This is a genomic window from Bordetella petrii (assembly GCF_000067205.1).
Lineage (GTDB): Bacteria > Pseudomonadota > Gammaproteobacteria > Burkholderiales > Burkholderiaceae_B > Bordetella_A > Bordetella_A petrii.
The window spans coordinates 2661178-2678655 of record NC_010170.1 but is presented as its reverse complement, the minus strand read 5'-3'; the positions used below and the strand labels follow the sequence as shown (position 1 = coordinate 2678655).

18 protein-coding genes are annotated in these 17478 nt (G+C 67.2%); 14 read left to right on the top strand and 4 right to left on the bottom strand.

What is annotated here, in order from left to right:
- The first annotated feature begins 74 nt into the window (after nt 1–74).
- The 6 genes from BPET_RS12935 to BPET_RS12910 all read left to right on the top strand — a co-directional run bounded on the left by BPET_RS12935 (nt 75) and on the right by BPET_RS12910 (nt 5974).
- Nucleotides 75–1679, top strand: coding sequence for an ABC-F family ATPase (locus tag BPET_RS12935; protein ID WP_012249469.1), 1605 nt, complete (start codon nt 75–77; stop codon nt 1677–1679).
- A gap of 134 nt (nt 1680–1813) precedes the next feature.
- Nucleotides 1814–2572: an ABC transporter ATP-binding protein gene (locus tag BPET_RS12930; protein ID WP_012249468.1), complete on the top strand. Its 759-nt coding sequence runs from the start codon at nt 1814–1816 to the stop codon at nt 2570–2572.
- A 97-nt stretch (nt 2573–2669) separates the two neighbouring features.
- Entirely contained in the window at nt 2670–3668 is a 999-nt protein-coding gene (locus tag BPET_RS12925) for an ABC transporter substrate-binding protein (RefSeq protein ID WP_012249467.1), read from the top strand.
- Nucleotides 3665–4438: an ABC transporter permease gene (locus BPET_RS12920; RefSeq protein ID WP_012249466.1), complete on the top strand. Its 774-nt coding sequence runs from the start codon at nt 3665–3667 to the stop codon at nt 4436–4438. Before BPET_RS12925 ends, BPET_RS12920 begins: the two co-directional genes overlap by 4 nt.
- A gap of 33 nt (nt 4439–4471) precedes the next feature.
- Nucleotides 4472–5335 (top strand): transporter substrate-binding domain-containing protein, encoded by an 864-nt coding sequence (locus BPET_RS12915; RefSeq protein ID WP_012249465.1) that lies wholly within the window; start codon nt 4472–4474, stop codon nt 5333–5335.
- Nucleotides 5336–5374: 39 nt separating this feature from the next.
- Nucleotides 5375–5974, top strand: coding sequence for an IMPACT family protein (locus BPET_RS12910; RefSeq protein WP_012249464.1), 600 nt, complete (start codon nt 5375–5377; stop codon nt 5972–5974).
- Between the two features lie 21 nt (nt 5975–5995).
- Here BPET_RS12910 and trxA read toward each other — a convergent pair whose 3' ends face one another.
- The 3 genes from trxA to BPET_RS12895 form a co-directional block, all read right to left on the bottom strand.
- On the bottom strand, nt 5996–6373 hold the full coding sequence (trxA, locus tag BPET_RS12905) for a thioredoxin (protein WP_012249463.1): 378 nt from the start codon (nt 6371–6373) through the stop codon (nt 5996–5998).
- A 105-nt stretch (nt 6374–6478) separates the two neighbouring features.
- Nucleotides 6479–7498 (bottom strand): LLM class flavin-dependent oxidoreductase, encoded by a 1020-nt coding sequence (locus BPET_RS12900; RefSeq protein ID WP_012249462.1) that lies wholly within the window; start codon nt 7496–7498, stop codon nt 6479–6481.
- Between the two features lie 293 nt (nt 7499–7791).
- Nucleotides 7792–9084, bottom strand: a complete 1293-nt coding sequence (locus BPET_RS12895; protein WP_012249461.1) for an NCS2 family permease — start codon at nt 9082–9084, stop codon at nt 7792–7794.
- A 75-nt stretch (nt 9085–9159) separates the two neighbouring features.
- On the opposite strand from BPET_RS12895, the gene tsaD reads away from it, so the two are divergent.
- Nucleotides 9160–10206: a tRNA (adenosine(37)-N6)-threonylcarbamoyltransferase complex transferase subunit TsaD gene (gene tsaD / locus BPET_RS12890; RefSeq protein WP_012249460.1), complete on the top strand. Its 1047-nt coding sequence runs from the start codon at nt 9160–9162 to the stop codon at nt 10204–10206.
- 15 nt (nt 10207–10221) lie between these two features.
- Here tsaD and plsY read toward each other — a convergent pair whose 3' ends face one another.
- Nucleotides 10222–10860 (bottom strand): glycerol-3-phosphate 1-O-acyltransferase PlsY, encoded by a 639-nt coding sequence (plsY, locus tag BPET_RS12885; RefSeq protein WP_012249459.1) that lies wholly within the window; start codon nt 10858–10860, stop codon nt 10222–10224.
- Nucleotides 10861–11041: 181 nt separating this feature from the next.
- Between plsY and surE the strand changes: the two genes are divergently transcribed.
- From surE to rlmD, 7 genes are all read left to right on the top strand, one after another.
- The gene (surE, locus tag BPET_RS12880) at nt 11042–11800 is read left to right on the top strand and encodes a 5'/3'-nucleotidase SurE (RefSeq protein WP_012249458.1); all 759 of its coding nucleotides are present in this window, start codon (nt 11042–11044) and stop codon (nt 11798–11800) included.
- Complete coding sequence (locus BPET_RS12875; protein ID WP_012249457.1) at nt 11785–12600, top strand: protein-L-isoaspartate(D-aspartate) O-methyltransferase; 816 nt, start codon at nt 11785–11787, stop codon at nt 12598–12600. Before surE ends, BPET_RS12875 begins: the two co-directional genes overlap by 16 nt.
- A gap of 17 nt (nt 12601–12617) precedes the next feature.
- Entirely contained in the window at nt 12618–13466 is an 849-nt protein-coding gene (locus tag BPET_RS12870; protein ID WP_012249456.1) for a peptidoglycan DD-metalloendopeptidase family protein, read from the top strand.
- Complete coding sequence (locus BPET_RS12865; protein ID WP_012249455.1) at nt 13463–14242, top strand: 3'-5' exonuclease; 780 nt, start codon at nt 13463–13465, stop codon at nt 14240–14242. The genes BPET_RS12870 and BPET_RS12865 overlap by 4 nt, the downstream gene beginning before the upstream one ends.
- A 110-nt stretch (nt 14243–14352) precedes the next feature.
- Complete coding sequence (locus tag BPET_RS12860) at nt 14353–14949, top strand: hypothetical protein (RefSeq protein WP_012249454.1); 597 nt, start codon at nt 14353–14355, stop codon at nt 14947–14949.
- Between the two features lie 311 nt (nt 14950–15260).
- Entirely contained in the window at nt 15261–16013 is a 753-nt protein-coding gene (locus BPET_RS12855; protein WP_012249453.1) for a TorF family putative porin, read from the top strand.
- An 81-nt stretch (nt 16014–16094) separates the two neighbouring features.
- Entirely contained in the window at nt 16095–17471 is a 1377-nt protein-coding gene (gene rlmD / locus BPET_RS12850; protein ID WP_012249452.1) for a 23S rRNA (uracil(1939)-C(5))-methyltransferase RlmD, read from the top strand.
- Nucleotides 17472–17478 lie beyond the last annotated feature (7 nt).

Here is a 17478-nt window from a genome sequence, read left to right as displayed (position 1 = left end):
AAACCGGGGGCTTGCTACACTACCGGGTTTAGCCCGCGCATTGCGGGCGTTTCGACTTCTTATATACATAACCCGTGATTTCTACCGCCAATCTCACTATCCAGTTCGGCCCCAAGCCCCTTTTCGAGAACGTCAGCGTCAAGTTCGGGGAAGGCAACCGATATGGTCTGATCGGGGCCAACGGCTCGGGCAAGTCGACCTTCATGAAAATCATCGGCGGCGACCTCGAATCGTCCGCCGGCAACGTCTCGCTGGAACCCGGCGTGCGGCTGGGCAAGCTGCGCCAGGACCAGTTCGCCTTCGAAGACCAGCGCGTGCTCGACGTCGTGATGATGGGCCACACTGAAATGTGGGCCGCCATGACCGAGCGCGACGCCATCTACGCCAACCCCGAGGCTACCGAAGACGACTACATGCGCGCGGCCGAACTCGAGGCCAAGTTCGCCGAGTACGACGGCTATACCGCCGAAGCCCGCGCCGGCGAACTGCTGCTGGGCCTGGAATTCGGCGTTGACCAGCACCAGTTGCCCATGCGCGAAATCGCGCCGGGCTGGAAGCTGCGGGTGCTGCTGGCGCAGGCGCTGTTCTCGAACCCCGACGTGCTGCTGCTCGACGAGCCCACCAACAACCTCGATATCAACACGATCCGCTGGCTCGAAACGGTGCTTAACGGCTACCAGAGCACCATGATCATCATCAGCCACGACCGCCACTTCCTGAACCAGGTGTGCACCCACATGGCCGACCTGGATTATGGCGAAATCCGCATCTATCCCGGCAACTACGACGACTACATGCTGGCCTCCACCCAGGCCCGCGAGCGCCTGGTGGCCAACAACGCCAAGGCCAAGGAGCGGGTGGCCGAACTGCAGGACTTCGTGCGCCGCTTCTCGGCCAACAAGTCCAAGTCGCGCCAGGCTACTTCGCGCCTGAAGCAGATCGACCGCATCAAGGCCGAGCAGGTCGAGGTCAAGCCCTCGTCGCGCCAGAACCCGTACATCCGTTTCGAGCAGAACAAGGTCATGCACCGCCTGGCCGCCACCATCGAGAACCTGTCCAAGTCGTACGACGCGCCGGTCATCCGCGATTTTTCGGCCATGATCGACGCCGGCGAGAAAATCGCCATCATCGGCGCCAACGGCGTGGGCAAGACCACGTTGCTGCGCATGCTGGCGGGCGACCTGGCGCCTGATTCGGGCACTATCAAGTGGTCCGATAACGCCGACCTCGGCTACATGGCGCAAGACGTCTCCGACCAGTTCCAGCAAACCGACATCAATTTGTTCGACTGGATGGGCGAATACCGGCAGCCGGGCGATGACGATCAATCTATCCGCTCGGTGCTGGGCCGCCTGCTGTTTTCGGCCGACGACCTGCCCAAGGCGCCCAAGGTGCTGTCGGGCGGCGAGAAAAACCGCATGACCTTCGGCCGCTTGATGTTGGGCCGCCACAACGTCATGCTGCTCGACGAACCCACCAACCACCTCGACATGGAATCCATCGAGTCGCTGCAGTTTGCGCTCGAGAAGTACCAGGGCACGCTCATCTTCGTGTCGCACGACCGCGAATTCGTGTCCGGTCTGGCCACCCGCGTCATCGAAATCCTGCCCAGCGGCGAAATCGTCGATTACCGCGGCGGCTACGAAGACTACCTGGCCTCGCGCGGCATCGAGGGGTAAGAGAACGGGCAGGGCAATCGCATTTTCATATAACCGTTAGTTGTTAATGAATTCTAAAAATATAGTTTGGATTCATATAACGGGTTGTTAGATTAGGGTTTCTCTATCCCACGCCCCGCGCGCGAGCCCGTCACATGAACCTTACTTTCGACCACGTCCACAAGAACTTCGGCGCACTGCAAGTCGTGGACGGGTTCTCCTGCGAATTCAAGACCGGAGAGCTGGTCGCCCTGGTGGGGCCGTCGGGTTGCGGCAAGTCGACCCTGCTGCATATGGCCGCCGGCCTGGAAAAACCCAGCCAGGGCCAGGTGCTGGCCGACGGCAAGCCGGTGGCCGGGCCGCATCCCAGCCGCACGCTGGTGTTCCAGGAACACGCGCTGTACCCCTGGCTGACGCTACGCGACAACGTGGCGCTGGCGCTCGAATTCCAGAACGTGGCCAAGGCCGAGGCGCGCGAGAAGGCAGTGGCCTGGTTGGCCCGGGTCGGCCTGGCGGGCTTCGAAAATTACTACCCTCAACAAGTCTCGGGCGGCATGCGCCAGCGCGCCGCGCTGGCGCGCGCCTTCATCGCCCAACCCAAGACCATGCTCATGGACGAGCCGTTTGGCGCGCTCGATGCGCTCACGCGCCTCAGCCTGCAAGACGTGCTGCGCCAGTTGATCCAGCAGGAAAAACCTTCGGTGCTGCTGGTGACCCACGACGTCGACGAGGCCCTGTTCCTGGCCGACCGCATCGTGGTGTTCAGCCCGCGTCCGGCGCGGGTGCTGCGCGAGTTCAACCTCAAGCATCGCCGCAAGACGCACGACCTGTCCGATCTGGCCGGCGAAAAGCGCGAAATCCTGAGTTTGCTGGGCATCCAGGTCGCCGAAGGCGACGTGGCGTTGGCGGCCTGAGCGCCCGCCGCGCGTTCGGCGACTCCGCCGCCGGCGCGGCCGGCCCGTTCCCGATCTACATAACATACCCATTATTCCAAGCACTGGAGAGCACATCATGAAATTGAAGCAATGGCTGGCCCTGCCGCTGGCCGCGGCGCTGGTGGCGGCCGCCCCGGCCATGGCCGCCGAGAAATTCCGCGTCGGCTATCTGCGCGTCATGGACGACGCCCAGGCCATCGTGGCGCAAGAAGGCGAGTTCTACAAGAAAGAGGGGCTGGACACCGAGCTCATCGAATTCAAGTCGGGTACCGATCTCATCAAGGCCATCGTGGGCGGCCAGGCCGACATCGGCGTGCTGGGCTTCACCAACGCGGTGGCCTGGGCCTCGAAGGGCGCCGACCTGAAGGTGGTGGGCGGCGCGCAGCAAGGCTATCACTCGCTGGTGGTGCGTGACGATGCCGGTATCGAGAACATCGCCGACCTCAAGGGCAAGACCCTGGCCTCGCAGAAAGAAGGCAGCACGGCCGACGTGGTGCTCAAGGGCGTGGTGCTGAAAGAAGGCAAGCTGCAGCCGTCCGATGTCAACATCATGGGCGTCAGCCCCGCGGTGGCGGTGCAATCGCTGGTGGGCAAGCGCGTCGACGCCGCTTTCCTGTTCGAGCCCTACGACCGCATTGCCCAGCTGGTGGCCCCGGTCAAGCAGATCTACGAAGTGGGCCAGGCCTGGCCGTTCCCGTGCATGGTCGTCATCACCTCGGGCGAGGTGCTCGACAAGCGCAAAGACGACGTCTGGAAGGCGCTCGACGCGCAGAAGGCCGCCATCGACCTGCTGCAGCAGAAGCCCGAGCAGGCTGCCAAGCTGATCGCGTCGTACTTCATCGCCGAACCCACGCTCAAGACGCTCGAACGTGGCGAACTGCCCCGCGAAACCGTGATCACCGAAGCGATCAAGACCCAGGTCTTCACCGCCAAGCTCACCGACAAGGACACCGCGCGCATGCAGGAAATCGCCGGCATCCTGCAAGACCAGGGCTCGCTCAAGACGCGTGACGGCAAGCCGTACGACGTGTCCAGCATCGTCGACCTGTCCTGGCAAGAGGCGCGCAAGCTTTGAGCTCCTCTACCCGTGTAACCGGCCTGCGCAAGCACCTCGCCGGGGTGCTTGGCGTGGCCTTCATCTTTTTGCTGTGGCAGGCGGCCGCCTGGGCGCTGCCCGATTTTCTGATGCCGGGCGTGCCCACCGTGGTGGGCCGGCTGGTGCGGGACCTGGGCGAAGCGTCGTTCCACCAGAGCCTGGTGGGCACGCTGGGGCGCCTGGGCGCCGGCTATGGCCTGGCGCTGCTGGCGGGCATCGGCTTCGGCCTGGTGGCGGCCGTGCTGTACTTCTTTCGTGAAGTGCTGCGCAGCGCCATCGTCATCCTGCAGTCGATCCCGTCCATTGCCTGGGTGCCGCTGTTTCTCATCGTGATGGGTTTCGGCAATACGCCCATCATCGTGGTGGTGGCGCTGGCGGCGTTCTTCCCCGCCGCGCTCAGCGTCATGAACGCCACCGAGTCGGTGCAGCGCGTGCACGTGTCGGCGGCCCGCGTCATGGGCGCCACGCCGTGGGGCCTGATCAAGCGCGTGTACCTGCCGGCAGTCATGCCCGAGCTCATCACCGGCGCGCAGCTGGCGTTCGGCAACGCATGGCGCGCGCTGATCTCGGCCGAGATGCTCATCGGTTTCGGCAAGGGGCTGGGCCGTTCGCTGGCCTACTCGGGCGAAATCGCCGACATGACGGGGGTAATGGCCAATATCCTGGTCATCGCCATCCTGGCGGCGCTGATCGACCAGTTCGTGCTGGAAAACCTCAAGCACCGTCTGTTGCGGTATCAGTACGTCTAAAAAGGAACGGCGGGCCCGCGCCCGCCGCAAGCCATGAAGCCCTGGTTGCGCTTCCTTCTTCGTTGTGGCCGGCCGGCCCTGGCTCTGGCCGCGCTGGCCGGCCTGCTGGGCATGTCCGCGCCGGCGGCGGCCCAATCCTCCGGCCAGCCGTTTACCCAGGCCCGCGAGCGCGGCGTCCTGGTGGTGGGCGTGCCGTACCTGGCCCCGCCCGCCGCGGCGGGCGCCAAGGTGCGCACGCCCGAGCGGCTGGACACGGTGCTGGCCGAACGGCTGGGCGAGCGGCTGGGCCTGCCGGTCAAGGTGGTGCAGGTCGAGCCGCAGCAGCGCGCCGCGGCGCTGGCCGACGGCACGGTCGACCTGCTGCTGGCCGACCGCATCGCCGGTCAATCGGACGCGGGGCTCGATGACCCGAACGTGGCGCTGGTGCCGGCCGGCTACCAGGCCCGCCCCAAGGCGGTCATTCGCAGCGACACGGCGCTGCGCCGCTGGTCGCAGGTCAAGGGCCGTAGTGTTTGCATGTCCAGCGCCGCCTTCCAGGCCCAGGCCCTGGCGGCGCATTGGGGAGCCACGGTTCGCACCTTTCGGGTGCCGTCCGACGCGCTGGTGGCGGTACGCGAGGGCGCCTGCGACATCGGCCTCATCGACGATGCCGCATGGGGCCCGTTGATGCAATTTCCCGAATGGAAGAAATTCTCGGCCACGTTGCCGGCCGACGGCCCGGTGGCCGAACGGGTGTGGCTGGCGCGCGCGGGCGACGAGGCTTCGGTGCGCTGGCTGGCCGCCGCCATGCAACAGTGGCGCCAGCAGGGCGCCTGGCAGGCCATGGTTCGCAAATGGGCGCGCGACGTCGCCTTTGACGTCTACCTGGACCAGGAAGTGCCCGACTGCCACGGCTGAGGCGCGCGGCCGCGTGCCTGCCGCCTACAATCACGGCATATGAGCGACACACTCGGCGCTGCCTGCGCCTACCACGAAGACATCAAGAAAAGCCGTTTCGAAGCCCATGCGGGCCCGGTGGCCAGCGTGGCCGAGGCAATGGCATTCTTTGCCGCGCACAGCGACCCGACCGCCACCCACAACTGCTGGGCGTATCGCATCGGGCAGGCGTATCGCTTCAACGACGACGGAGAGCCGGGTGGCACCGCGGGGCGTCCCATCCTGCAAGCCATCGAAGGGCAGGGGCTGGATCGGGTCGCGGTGCTGGTGGTGCGCTGGTTCGGCGGCGTGAAGCTGGGCGCGGGCGGCCTGGTGCGCGCCTACGGCGGTTGCGCGGCGCAATGCCTGCGCCTCGGCCCGCGCGTGCCCATTATCGAAACCGTGGCCGTCACATGCCGCTGCGACTACGCTGAACTGCCGCTGCTCAGGGCGCGCATCGCCCAGGCGGGCGCCTCGGTGCAGGCCGAATCGTTCGACGGCGACGGGGTGGCGCTGGCGTTGGCCGTCCCGCGCGAAGCGCTGGACGGGCTGGCCGGCATCGTGGCCGACATCACGCGCGGGCGCGCCCGCTGGCAGGAGCAAGACCCGCCGGCGTCATAGCGCGCCCGTGCCGGGCGGGCCTTACTTCTCGCTGCCGTCCTGCGCGGCGGCGATTTCCTGGTGCACCTTGGCCATGTCCACTGCCTTGATCTTCTCAAGCAGCTCGTCGAGCTGGCCGGCCGACAGGGCGCCGGGCTGCGAGAACAGCAGGACCTGCTCGCGAAACACCATCAGGGTGGGAATGGAACGGATGCCCAGCGCGCCGGCCAGTTCTTGCTCGACGTCGGTGTTCACCTTGGCGAAGGTGACGTCGGGGTTCTGTTCGGCGGCTTGCTCGAACACCGGCGCGAAGCCGCGGCAAGGGCCGCACCAGGGCGCCCAGAAGTCGACGATCAGGGTGTTGTCGGGCGTGATGGCTTCCTGGAAGGAATCTTTGGTCAGTTCAACGATGCTGCTCATGTTTGGCGTCCTTGCCGCCGGGTGGGCGGCGTCGATGGCCGGATCGGCCGGTTGGGCGGGGGTGGCCCGCGCGGTTCCCCGCCCGGTCGGGCGGGCTGTACAGGCCTAGGCGGCCTGGGTGGCCGTGCCTGCGCTGTTCTTCAGCGAGGCGACTATTTCGTACGACCGCAGGCGATCGGCATGGTGATAAAAGTCGGAAACGATCATGACTTCATCGGCCTCGGTCTGTGCGACCAGCGCCTGCAGGCCTTGCCTGACGGTCTCGGCGCTGCCCACGATGGAGGCGGCCAGTTTCTGTTGCACGGCCTGGCGTTCCCATTCGTTCCAGATGCCCTCCATGCTGTCCACGGGCGGCTGCAGCGGCAGGCGGTTGCCGCGGATCAGCGACAAGAATTTCTGCTGCTGCGTGGTGGCCAGGTATTGGGCCTGCTCGTCGGTGTCGGCAGCGATGACTGGCACGCCGATCATCGCATACGGCCGCTGCAGCGCGGCCGACGGCTTGAAAAGATGGCGGTACAGTCGCATGGCGGCCATGCCTTCGGGCGAGAAATGGCCCGCGAACGAGAACGGCAGGCCCAGCTCTGCCGCCAGGCGTGCGCTGAAATCGCTCGAACCCAGCAGCCAGATCGGGATGTCCAGGCCGGCGCCGGGGATGGCGCGCACCGGCTGGCCGGGCCGCTCGGGGGCCAGCAAGGCGCGCAGTTCGTCGAGCAGCGCCGGGAATTCCAGGCCGCTGCGCGGGCCGCGCCGCAGCGCCTGCTGGGTGGCGCCGTCGCTGCCGGGCGCGCGGCCCAGCCCCAGGTCGATGCGGCCGGGAAACAGGCTTTCCAGCGTGCCGAACTGTTCGGCGATGATCAGCGGCGCGTGATTGGGCAGCATGACGCCGCCAGATCCGACGCGCAGGGTATGGGTGTGCGCCGCGACCTGGCCGATCAGCACCGCGGTGGCGCTGCTGGCCACGCCGGTAATGTTGTGGTGCTCGGCCAGCCAGAAGCGACGGTAACCCCAGCGCTCCACATGGCGGGCCAGGTCGACCGTATTGCGGAAGGCGCCCGCGGCATCGCCACCCTGCACGATGGGGGCGAGGTCGAGTACGGAAAACGGCACGCGGGCCAGTTCGGTCATGGGGTGGGTCTCCAGGTCATGACAAGAAAGCGCCCGGATCGACGGGCGCCTGCTCTATACATGGAGAGTGTATCGGCGAAATCAATCCGTTGCCGGATCAACCTTGTGGTCGATCGGGTCGATAGCCTGAGTCAATGGCCCCCGCAAGCGGCGTGCCGGCAGCCGCAGATTCGATGCCACATGGCCAGGTGTCAGGCTCCCGCAGGGTGCCTGACACCGTCAGCTCGGCACGCCTTCCTGCAATACAGCGGCGCAAGCGTCTGCCGAACCCGACGCCCGGCCCCCGCGCCCGGCTACCCCGGAAAGAACGCGTAGCGAATCACGAACAGCGCGGCCACCAGCCAGGTGGCGGCGTGCACTTCACGGCCGCGGCCGGTGCAGGTCTTGAGCACGACGTAGCTGATGAAACCGAACGCCAGCCCGTTGGCGATGGAGTAGGTGAACGGCATGACCAGCGCGGTCAGGGCGGCCGGCGTGGCTTCGGATACGTCATTCCAGTCGATTTCGATCAGCTCGCGCATCATCAGGCCGGCCACATACAACAGGGCGGGCGCGGTGGCATAGGCAGGCACCGAGCCGGCCAGCGGCGAGATGAACAGCGCGGCCAGGAACAGCAGGCCCACAACCAGGGCCGTCAGGCCGGTGCGGCCGCCAGCCTGCACGCCCGAGGCGCTTTCGACATACGCCGTGGTGCTGCTGGTGCCCAGCATCGAGCCGGCCACGATGGCGGTGCTGTCGGCGAACAGCGCGCGACCGAGCCGGTTGGGCCGGTCCTCGGGCACCAGGCCGGCGCGCTTGGCAATGCCCATCAGGGTGCCAGTGGCATCGAATACTTCGACCAGCACGAACACCAGAATGACGTGCACGAAGCCCGTGTGCAGGGCGCCCATGATGTCCAGCTGCATGAAGGTGGGCGCCAGGCTGGGCGGCGTGGAAAACACGCCGTGGAATTCGTTGTAGCCCAGGGCCATGGACAGCAGCGTGACCGCCAGGATGCCGATCAGAATGGCGCCGCGCACGCGCAGCGCATCGAGCGAGGCGATGATGAAGAAGCCCAGAATGGCGAACAGAGGCGCATGCCCGCGCAGGTCGCCCAGGGTGACCTTGGTGGCCGGGTGTGGCACCACGATGCCCGCGTTCGACAGCGCGATGATGGCCAGGAACAGGCCGATGCCGGCGGCGATGGCGCTGCGCAGCGAATGCGGAATACCCTTGATCAGCCAGGCGCGCACGCCGGTGACGGTGAGCAGCAGGAAGATGACGCCGGAAATGAACACCGCGCCCAGCGCCTGTTCCCAGGTGTAGCCCATGGTTTTCACCACGGTGAACGCGAAGAAGGCGTTCAGGCCCATGCCCGGCGCCATGCCGATGGGCCAGTTGGCCACCAGCGCCATGATCAGCGAGCCCAGCGCCGCCGCCAGGCAGGTGGCCACGAAGACCGCGTTGCGATCCATGCCGGTCGAGGACAGGATGTCCGGGTTGACGAAGATGATGTATGACATCGTCAGGAAGGTCGTCAGGCCGGCGACGATTTCGGTACGGGTGTTTGTACCGTGCTCGCGCAATTGGAATAGCTTCTCCAGCATTTTTCAGTTCCCCGGTGGTTGAACGGTGTGTGCTTATGAAGCCGCCATTTTCGCACCAGATGTAAACTTCCGCCCATGATCATTCTTGGCTTCGAAAGTTCGTGCGACGAGACCGGCGTGGCCGCCGTCAGCACCGAACGCGGCCTGCTTGCGCACGCCCTGCATACCCAGATCGCCATGCACCAGGAGTACGGCGGCGTGGTGCCCGAACTCGCCTCGCGCGACCACATCCGCCGCGCGGTGCCGTTGGCGCGCCAGGTGCTGGCAGAGGCGGGCCTGGGCCTGCAGGATGTCGACGCGGTGGCTTATACCGCCGGGCCAGGCCTGGCCGGGGCGCTGCTGGTGGGCGCCAGCGTGGCGCAGGCGTTTGCCTGGGCGCGCGGGCTGCCGGCCATTCCCATTCACCACCTCGAAGGCCACCTGCTGTCGCCGCTGCTCGACGACCCTCGCCCCGATTTCCCGTTCGTGGCGCTGTTGGTGTCCGGAGGGCATACGCAACTGATGCGGGTCGATGGAGTAGGGCGCTATGCCTTGCTGGGCGAAACTCTCGACGACGCCGCCGGCGAGGCTTTCGACAAATCGGCCAAGCTGATGGGCCTGGGCTATCCGGGCGGTCCGGCGCTGTCGCGCCTGGCGGCCAGCGGCGATCCGCGGCGCTACGCGCTGCCTCGCCCCATGCTGCACAGCGGCGACCTCGACTTCAGCTTCAGTGGCCTGAAAACCGCGGTGCTGACGCGCGTAAAAGAAGCCGAGCGCGATGGCGGCCTGGACGACGCCGCGCGCGCCGACCTGGCCGCCGCCACCCAGGCGGCCATCGTCGAAGTGCTGGTGGCCAAGGCCGTACGGGCGCTCAAGCAAACCGGGCTGAAACGGCTGGTGGTGGCGGGCGGCGTGGGCGCCAACCAGTTGCTGCGCGAACTGCTCGCGCAGGCGCTGCGGCCGCTGGGCGCGCGAGCCTATTTCCCGCCGTTGGCGCTGTGCACCGACAATGGCGCCATGATCGCGTTCGCGGCTGCCGAGCGGGTCAAGGCCGGGTTGGCGTCGCTGCAGGCCGGCCAGCATGCGTTCACGGTCAGGCCGCGCTGGGATCTTGCCGACATCTGCGCGGGCACGCCAGCCTAGCGGGCGCGGGCCGGGCTATTTTTTCTTCGCGCCGATGCGGCTTTCAGTGCCGGCCAGCAGGCGGGCGATATTGGCGCGATGCCGGTAGAACAGCAGCAGGGTAATGATGGCCAGCGCCACGCCCACCGGCCCTTGCGCGTACCACGCGACACCCGAGCCGAACAGGTAGTAAACCGGCGCGAAGAATGCCGCCACCAGGGCGGCCAGCGACGAATAGCGGAAAAACACCGCGATAATGACCCACGTGGCCGCCGTGGCCAGCGCCAGGCCCGGGTGGATAGCCAGCAGGATGCCCAGCGCCGTGGCAACCCCCTTGCCGCCCTTGAAGCCCAGGAACACCGGATACAGGTGGCCCAGGAAGGCCGCCAGGGCCACCAGCGCGAACACTGTCCACGACAGGCCGGGCGCCAGCATCTGGGCCAGCCACAGGGCGAACCAGCCCTTGAAGGCATCGCCCAGCAGCGTCAGCGCGGCCGCGGCCTTGTTGCCGCTGCGCAGCACGTTGGTGGCGCCGGGATTTTTCGATCCGTAGCTGCGGGGGTCTTGCAGGCCCATCAGCTTGCTGACCACCACCGCGAAGGGAATCGACCCGATCAAGTAGGCCAGCGCGATGAGCGCGGCACTGAGGAAAATTGAAGGGGCGGTCTGCACCATGGGTAATGTCCATTGTGTAAGGGATCGTGGCTGCGGATTCTACCGCGCGGGCCTGCGCCGCGTCTGCGGGTTATCCATAGGACAACGGGGCAGGGTGGGTGCACGGCCATGCAAAGCAGGCGGGTTTAGGGCGGTACAATCGGTCGCGTTTTCATCGAGCGCCCTTTCTTCTGGATGCACAATGCGAATTCTGGTTTCTAACGACGACGGCTATACCGCCCCGGGCCTCGAGGCGCTGGTGCAGGCCCTGCAGGGGCTGGGCGAACTCACCGTCGTGGCGCCCGAAACCAACCACAGCGGCGCCTCGAATTCGCTCACACTCAACCGGCCGCTCACCGTGCGCACTGCCGCCAACGGGTTCATATGCGTCAATGGCACGCCGTCCGACTGCGTGCACGTGGCGCTGACCGGCCTGATGGACACGCGTCCCGATCTCGTCGTGTCGGGCATCAACAACGGCGCCAACATGGGTGACGACACCCTGTATTCAGGCACGGTGGCCGCGGCCGCCGAAGGCTATCTGTTCGGCATTCCTGCCATCGCGTTCTCGCTGGCGGAAAAGGGCTGGGCGCACATCGAGGCCGCGGCGCGCGTGGCGCGCCAGGTCGTCGAGCGCCAGGTCGCCCAGCAGCTGGCCGCGCCGGTGCTGCTCAACGTCAACATTCCCAGCCGACCATTCGAGGCCATGGCGGGCCTGCAGGTCACCCGCCTGGGCAAGCGCCATCCGTCCGAGCCCGTGGTGCGCACCACCACGCCCTACGGCGACACGGTCTACTGGATCGGGCCGGTGGGCCTGGCCGCCGACGCGGCGCCCGGCACCGACTTCCACGCCGTGGCCCAAGGCGCCGTATCGGTAACGCCGCTGCGGCTCGACCTGACCCAACACAGTCAGCTGGACGAAGTCCGGCGCTGGGCGGAGCCGCTATGCGCAAGCCTGTGACGCCTCCCGGCAACCCGCCGCGCCCACGCAGCCCGGGCTACGGCTCCACGTCCCTGGCGCCCGGCATCACCGCCGCCAACAGCAACACGCGCATCTCGCCCCCCACGCTGGCGCGGCCCGCGCCGGCGGCGGGCGCAGGCGGGCAGGGCGGCAACCTGGGCCTGAACTCAGACCGGCTGCGCCACGCCATGGTGCAGCGGCTGCGCACCCAGGGCATCGTCGATGAGCGCGTGCTCAACGCCATGGCCGCCGTGCCGCGCCATTTGTTCGTCGACGAGGCACTGGCCAGCCGGGCCTACGAAGACGCCGCGCTGCCCATCGGCCATTCTCAAACCATTTCGCAGCCCTGGGTGGTGGCGCGCATGATCGCCGCGGCCTGCGAAGACCGCAACCCCACGCGCGTGCTCGAAGTCGGGGCCGGTTGCGGCTACCAGGCCGCGGTGCTGGCCCAGTTCGTGCGCGAAGTGCACGCCATCGAGCGCATCCGGGGTTTGTTCGAGCTGGCGCGCGGCCACCTGCGCGCCTTGCGCCTGGCCACCCGCGTGCGCCTGATCCACGGCGACGGCATGCTGGGCCTGCCCGGCGTGGCGCCGTTCGATGCTATTGTTGTGGCTGCGGCCGGTCTGGCCATTCCGCAAGCGCTGCTGGACCAGCTCGCGCCGGGCGGACGCCTGATCGCCCCTGAAGGTGCCTCCAACCAGAGGCTGGTGCTCATCGAGCGCACCGGCACTGCCAGCTGGAAGCGCACCGAGCTTGAAGCCGTGCGTTTCGTACCGCTAAGGGCAGGAATACAATCTTGAGCAACCAGGAGAAGCACATGCTCAACGGGCAGTTGCCACTGACCGATTTTTCTTTTGCCGCGGCGCGCGCCGCACACTTGCCGCGAGCCGCCTGGCTGGCCGGCATATTCAGCCTGGCATTGCTGGCCGGGTGCTCGTTCACCAAGAACCGCGCTCCCGTCGTCGACCTGTCCAACCAGCCGGCCGCCGCGCAGCCCGGCGGCACCTACGTGGTCAAGCCTGGCGACACGCTGTACCAGATCGCTCGCGTCAATAACGTCGACGTCAACGAACTCAAGCGTTGGAACAACATCAGCGACCCCACCCAGCTGGCCGTGGGCCAGGTGCTGAAGCTGTCGGGCAGCGGCGCCGCCACAGCACCTGCGGCCACGCCCGCGCCGGCGCCCGTCGCCGAGGCCAAGCCCATTCCGCTGGGCGAGCCTGAAACCCCGCCGGCCGCCAACACGCCGCCCGCGCAAACGCCCGCCCCGGTGCCCACGCCGCCGCGCGCCTCCGACGCCACCCTGATCAGCTGGGGCTGGCCGTCCAGCGGACCGGTCACGCAAACTTTCAACAGCAGCACCAAGGGCATCGACATCGGCGGCGCCCTGGGCGATCCGGTCGCCGCTGCCGCCGACGGCAAGGTCATGTACAGCGGCAACGGCGTGCGCGGCCTGGGCAACCTGATCATCATCAATCACCAGAACGGCTTCATCACCGCCTACGCGCATAACCAGAAGCTACTGGTCAAGACCGGCCAGACGGTCAAGCGCGGCGCAAAGATCGCCGAGGTCGGCCAGACCGACACCACCTCGCCGCGCCTGCATTTCGAAATCCGCCGCCAGGGCACGCCGGTCGATCCGCTGCAGTACCTGCCGCCGCGATGACGCCCACGCTGGTCTTCGACCTGGAAACACTGCCCGACGTAGACGGGCTGCGCAAGCTCAACGGCTGGGGCGCCGACGTGCCCGACGCCGAAGTCGCCGAACGCGCCTTCCAGGCGCGCCGCGAGGCGGTCGGACACGACTTCCTGCCGCTGCACCTGCAGCGCATCGCGGTCATCGGCTGCGTGTTTCGCGACGACCAGGGCTTTCGCGTCAAGACGCTGGGCCAGCCCGACGACCCGGAGGCCGCGCTGATCAGCGGCTTCTTCAAGACCATCGAGCGCTACACGCCGCGGCTGGTCAGCTGGAACGGCTCCGGCTTCGACCTGCCGGTGCTGCATTACCGCAGCCTGATCCATGGCGTGCCGGCGCCGCGCTACTGGGACACGGGCGACGACGACCGCGAGTTCAAATTCAACAACTACATCAGCCGCTACCACACCCGCCACATCGACCTGATGGACCTGCTGGCCAAGTACAACGGCCGCGCCAATGCGCCGCTCGACGAACTGGCCAAGCTTTGCGGCTTTCCCGGCAAACTGGGCATGGACGGCGGGCAGGTCTGGCCGGCATGGCAGCAAGGCAAGGCCGACGAGGTGCGCGCCTACTGCGAAACCGACGTCGTCAACACCTGGCTGGTGTATTGCCGCTTTCGCTTCCTGCGCGGCGAGCTCGACGCGGCGGCCTACCAGGCCGAAGTCGACCTGGTGCGCGACACGCTGGCCGCCAGCAACGCCGCGCACTGGCGCGAATACCTGGCCGCCTGGGACGCGGCCTGAGGCCGGCGCGCCGCTGCAACCGACTGAAATATCGGCCGGGGCCGAGAAATCCGTGCGTAACGGTCTCGCACCCACAATGGTCTCGCGTTCTACTTTTTCAGGAGACCACTATGTCCCGATACGCGATCCGTTCTTCCCTGGCTGCCCTGGGTTTCGTCATGGCCGCCACCGGCCTGTCGGGGACCGCCCTGGCGGCGCCCGACGCCGATTCCGTGCGCCAAGAGCAAGGCTGGCACCACGGCGGCAAGCATGGCCGCCACCACATGGGCATGCGCCTGCACGACGGCTTCCTGATCCCCGGCGTGGGCCCGCTGTCCAAGAAGCAGGTCGAAGCGCTCAAGCTCGATGCCAAGCAGCAGGCCGCCTTCGACGCGGCCAAGCAGGCACAGGGCGAACTGCACAAATCCATGCGCGACGCGGGCGCCAAGCGGCATGAGCTGCTCGACAGCCAGCTCGCCAGCGGCAAGCTCGACCCGCACGCGCTGGCCGCCCGCGCAGACCAGGGGCGCGACCAGTTCCGCGAGCAGGCCGAGCAAGTGCGCGGCAAATGGCTGGCAGCCTGGGACACCCTCAATGACGGCCAGCGCCAGCAGGTTACCGACCAGGTCAAGGCGCGCCAGGCCCGCATGAAAGAGCGCTTCGCCAAGATGCAAGAGCGCCGCGCCGGCAAATCGGCTCCCGCGGCACAAACCGCTCCGGCCAACTGATCGTTCGGCTGACCAGGTGTCTGGCTCCGCAGGGGCAGGCACCTTACCAGCGCGGCAGCCTGCCGCGCTTTTTTTTTCTCATGCCTCGATCTGGCGCATGCCGGCGCGCGCCGCGCTGTAACCGTGCGCCGCTGGCGCACGCGGCACCGCGGTGGTGCGCCAGCGGCCCATCGCCAGGGCTGCGCCGGGGCATGAAAAGTTGGCACGAAAGCTGCTTTAGCCAGATCGAGCCGGTGTCATTCCGTTGAAAAGAAGCCGGCCCGCGCCGGCAGTCCCGCCGGTGCGCCTTCCCCGCTCACAGGATCCGCACCATGAAACGCACGCTGCTTGCCTTGCCCCTGGCGCTCTGCGCCGGTTTCGCCGCCGTAGCCCACGCCGAACCCACCGACCTGGGCGCGGGCTTTTCGCTCAGCGGCAACGCCGCCATCGTCAGCGACTACCGGTTCCGCGGCTATTCGCAAACCAACTTCCGGCCCGCCGTGCAGGTGGGGATCGACCTGGAGCACTCCTCGGGCTTCTATCTGGGCAACTGGAACTCCAACGTGTCCGATTTCGTCTTTCCCGAAGGCAACCTGGAAATGGACTTCTACGGCGGCTGGAAGGGCGACCTGGGGCACGGCCTGGGCCTGGATGTCGGCGCGCTGTACTACTACTATCCCGGCTCGTCGTCGCCCAAGGGCGGCAACTACAACAACACCGACCTGTACGTGGGCCTGAGCTACGAGAACTACTCGCTGAAGTACTCGTACACGCCCAGCGATTTCTTCAGCACGCCGGACAGCAAGGGTACCTGGTACCTGGATGGCACCGCCAATTTCGACCTGGGCGATGGCTGGGGGCTGGAGGCGCACGTGGGCTACCAGAAGCTGAAAAAGCAGGTCGACATGGACGGCGATTCGCTCGGCCATTACGTGGACTACAAGCTTGGCGTCACCAAGGACCTGAACGGCTGGGTGCTGGGCCTGGCCGCCGTGGGCGCAAGCGCGGACAACTGGCTGCCCACCAAGAACGGCCATCCGTCCGGCCGCCTGGGCGCGGTGTTTTCGGTGGCCCGGTCGTTCTAGGGCATTGCGGCCGCGGCGGCGTGCCCCGGCTTCCTCTTTTACAATGCCCGGTTGCCTGTATCAGCCTGGATTGCACAAGAGATGGCCGAAGCACTGAATATCGAATCCCTGGACCTCGAAGCCCGGGGGATCGCCCGCCGCGACGGCAAGGTCGTGTTCGTCGAGGGCGCGCTGCCCACCGAGCGCGTCACCGCGCAAACGGTGCGGCGCAAGCCCTCGTATGAAATTGCCCGCGTGGAGGATATCCTGCGCCCCTCGGTGCTGCGGGTGGCGCCGCGCTGCCCGCATTTCGGCGTGTGCGGCGGTTGCGCCATGCAGCACCTGGAGCCTTCCGCGCAAGTGGCCATCAAGCAGCGCGCGCTCGAAGACACCTTCTGGCACGTCGGCAAGCTGCGCCCGCAGCGCGTCCTGCCGCCGCTGCACGGCCCCACCTGGGGCTACCGCTACCGGGCGCGCCTGTCGGTGCGCGTAGTGCCCAAAAAGGGCGGGGTGCTGGTGGGATTCCACGAGCGCAAGAGCAGCTATGTGGCCGACATGCGCGAATGCCACGTGTTGCCGCCGCACGTCAGCGCCATGCTGATGCCGCTGCGCGCCATGATCGCCGCGATGTCGACGCCCGACCGCATGCCGCAGATCGAAGTGGCGCTGGGCGACCAGGCCACGGTGCTGGTGTTGCGCCACCTCGAACCCCTGACCGATGGCGACCTGGCCGTGCTGCGCCAGTTCGCCGCACAGCACGGCGTGCAATGGTGGCTGCAACCCAAGGGGCCCGACACCGTGCATCCGCTCGAACCCGAGCACGCCGACACGCTGTCCTATGCCATGCCCGAGTTCGGCCTCAGCATGCCGTACCGGCCCACCGACTTCACCCAGGTCAACCACGCCATCAACCGTGCGATGGTGTCGCGCGCGCTGATGCTGCTCGACGTGCAGCCCGAAGACCGCGTGGCCGACTTGTTCTGCGGGCTGGGCAATTTCACGCTGCCGCTGGCCACGCGCGGCCGTGAAGCCGTCGGGGTAGAGGGCAGCAAGGCTCTCACCGACCGGGCCCTGGCCGCGGCTGACCGGCACGGCCTGGCTGGCCGCACCCGCTTCGCGACGCTGAACCTCTTCGAGGTCGACGTGGACTGGTTGCGCGGCCTGGGATACTTCGACCGCATGCTGATCGACCCGCCGCGCGAGGGCGCGCAGGCGGTTGCGCAGGCGCTGGCGCTGCTGGGTCCGGACGAGCGGCCGCGTCGCATCGTATATGTGTCCTGTAATCCGGCCACCCTGGCGCGCGATGCGGCCATCATGGTTCACGAAGGCGGCTATGTGCTCAAGAGCGCGGGGGTGATCAACATGTTCCCCCACACCGGCCACGTGGAATCGATTGCGGTGTTCGAATCGCTGCCTGCCGGCGAGGTGCTGGCGGCTCAGGAAAAAGCCCGGCAGAAAGACACCGAAGCGGCCGCGTAATCGCTAC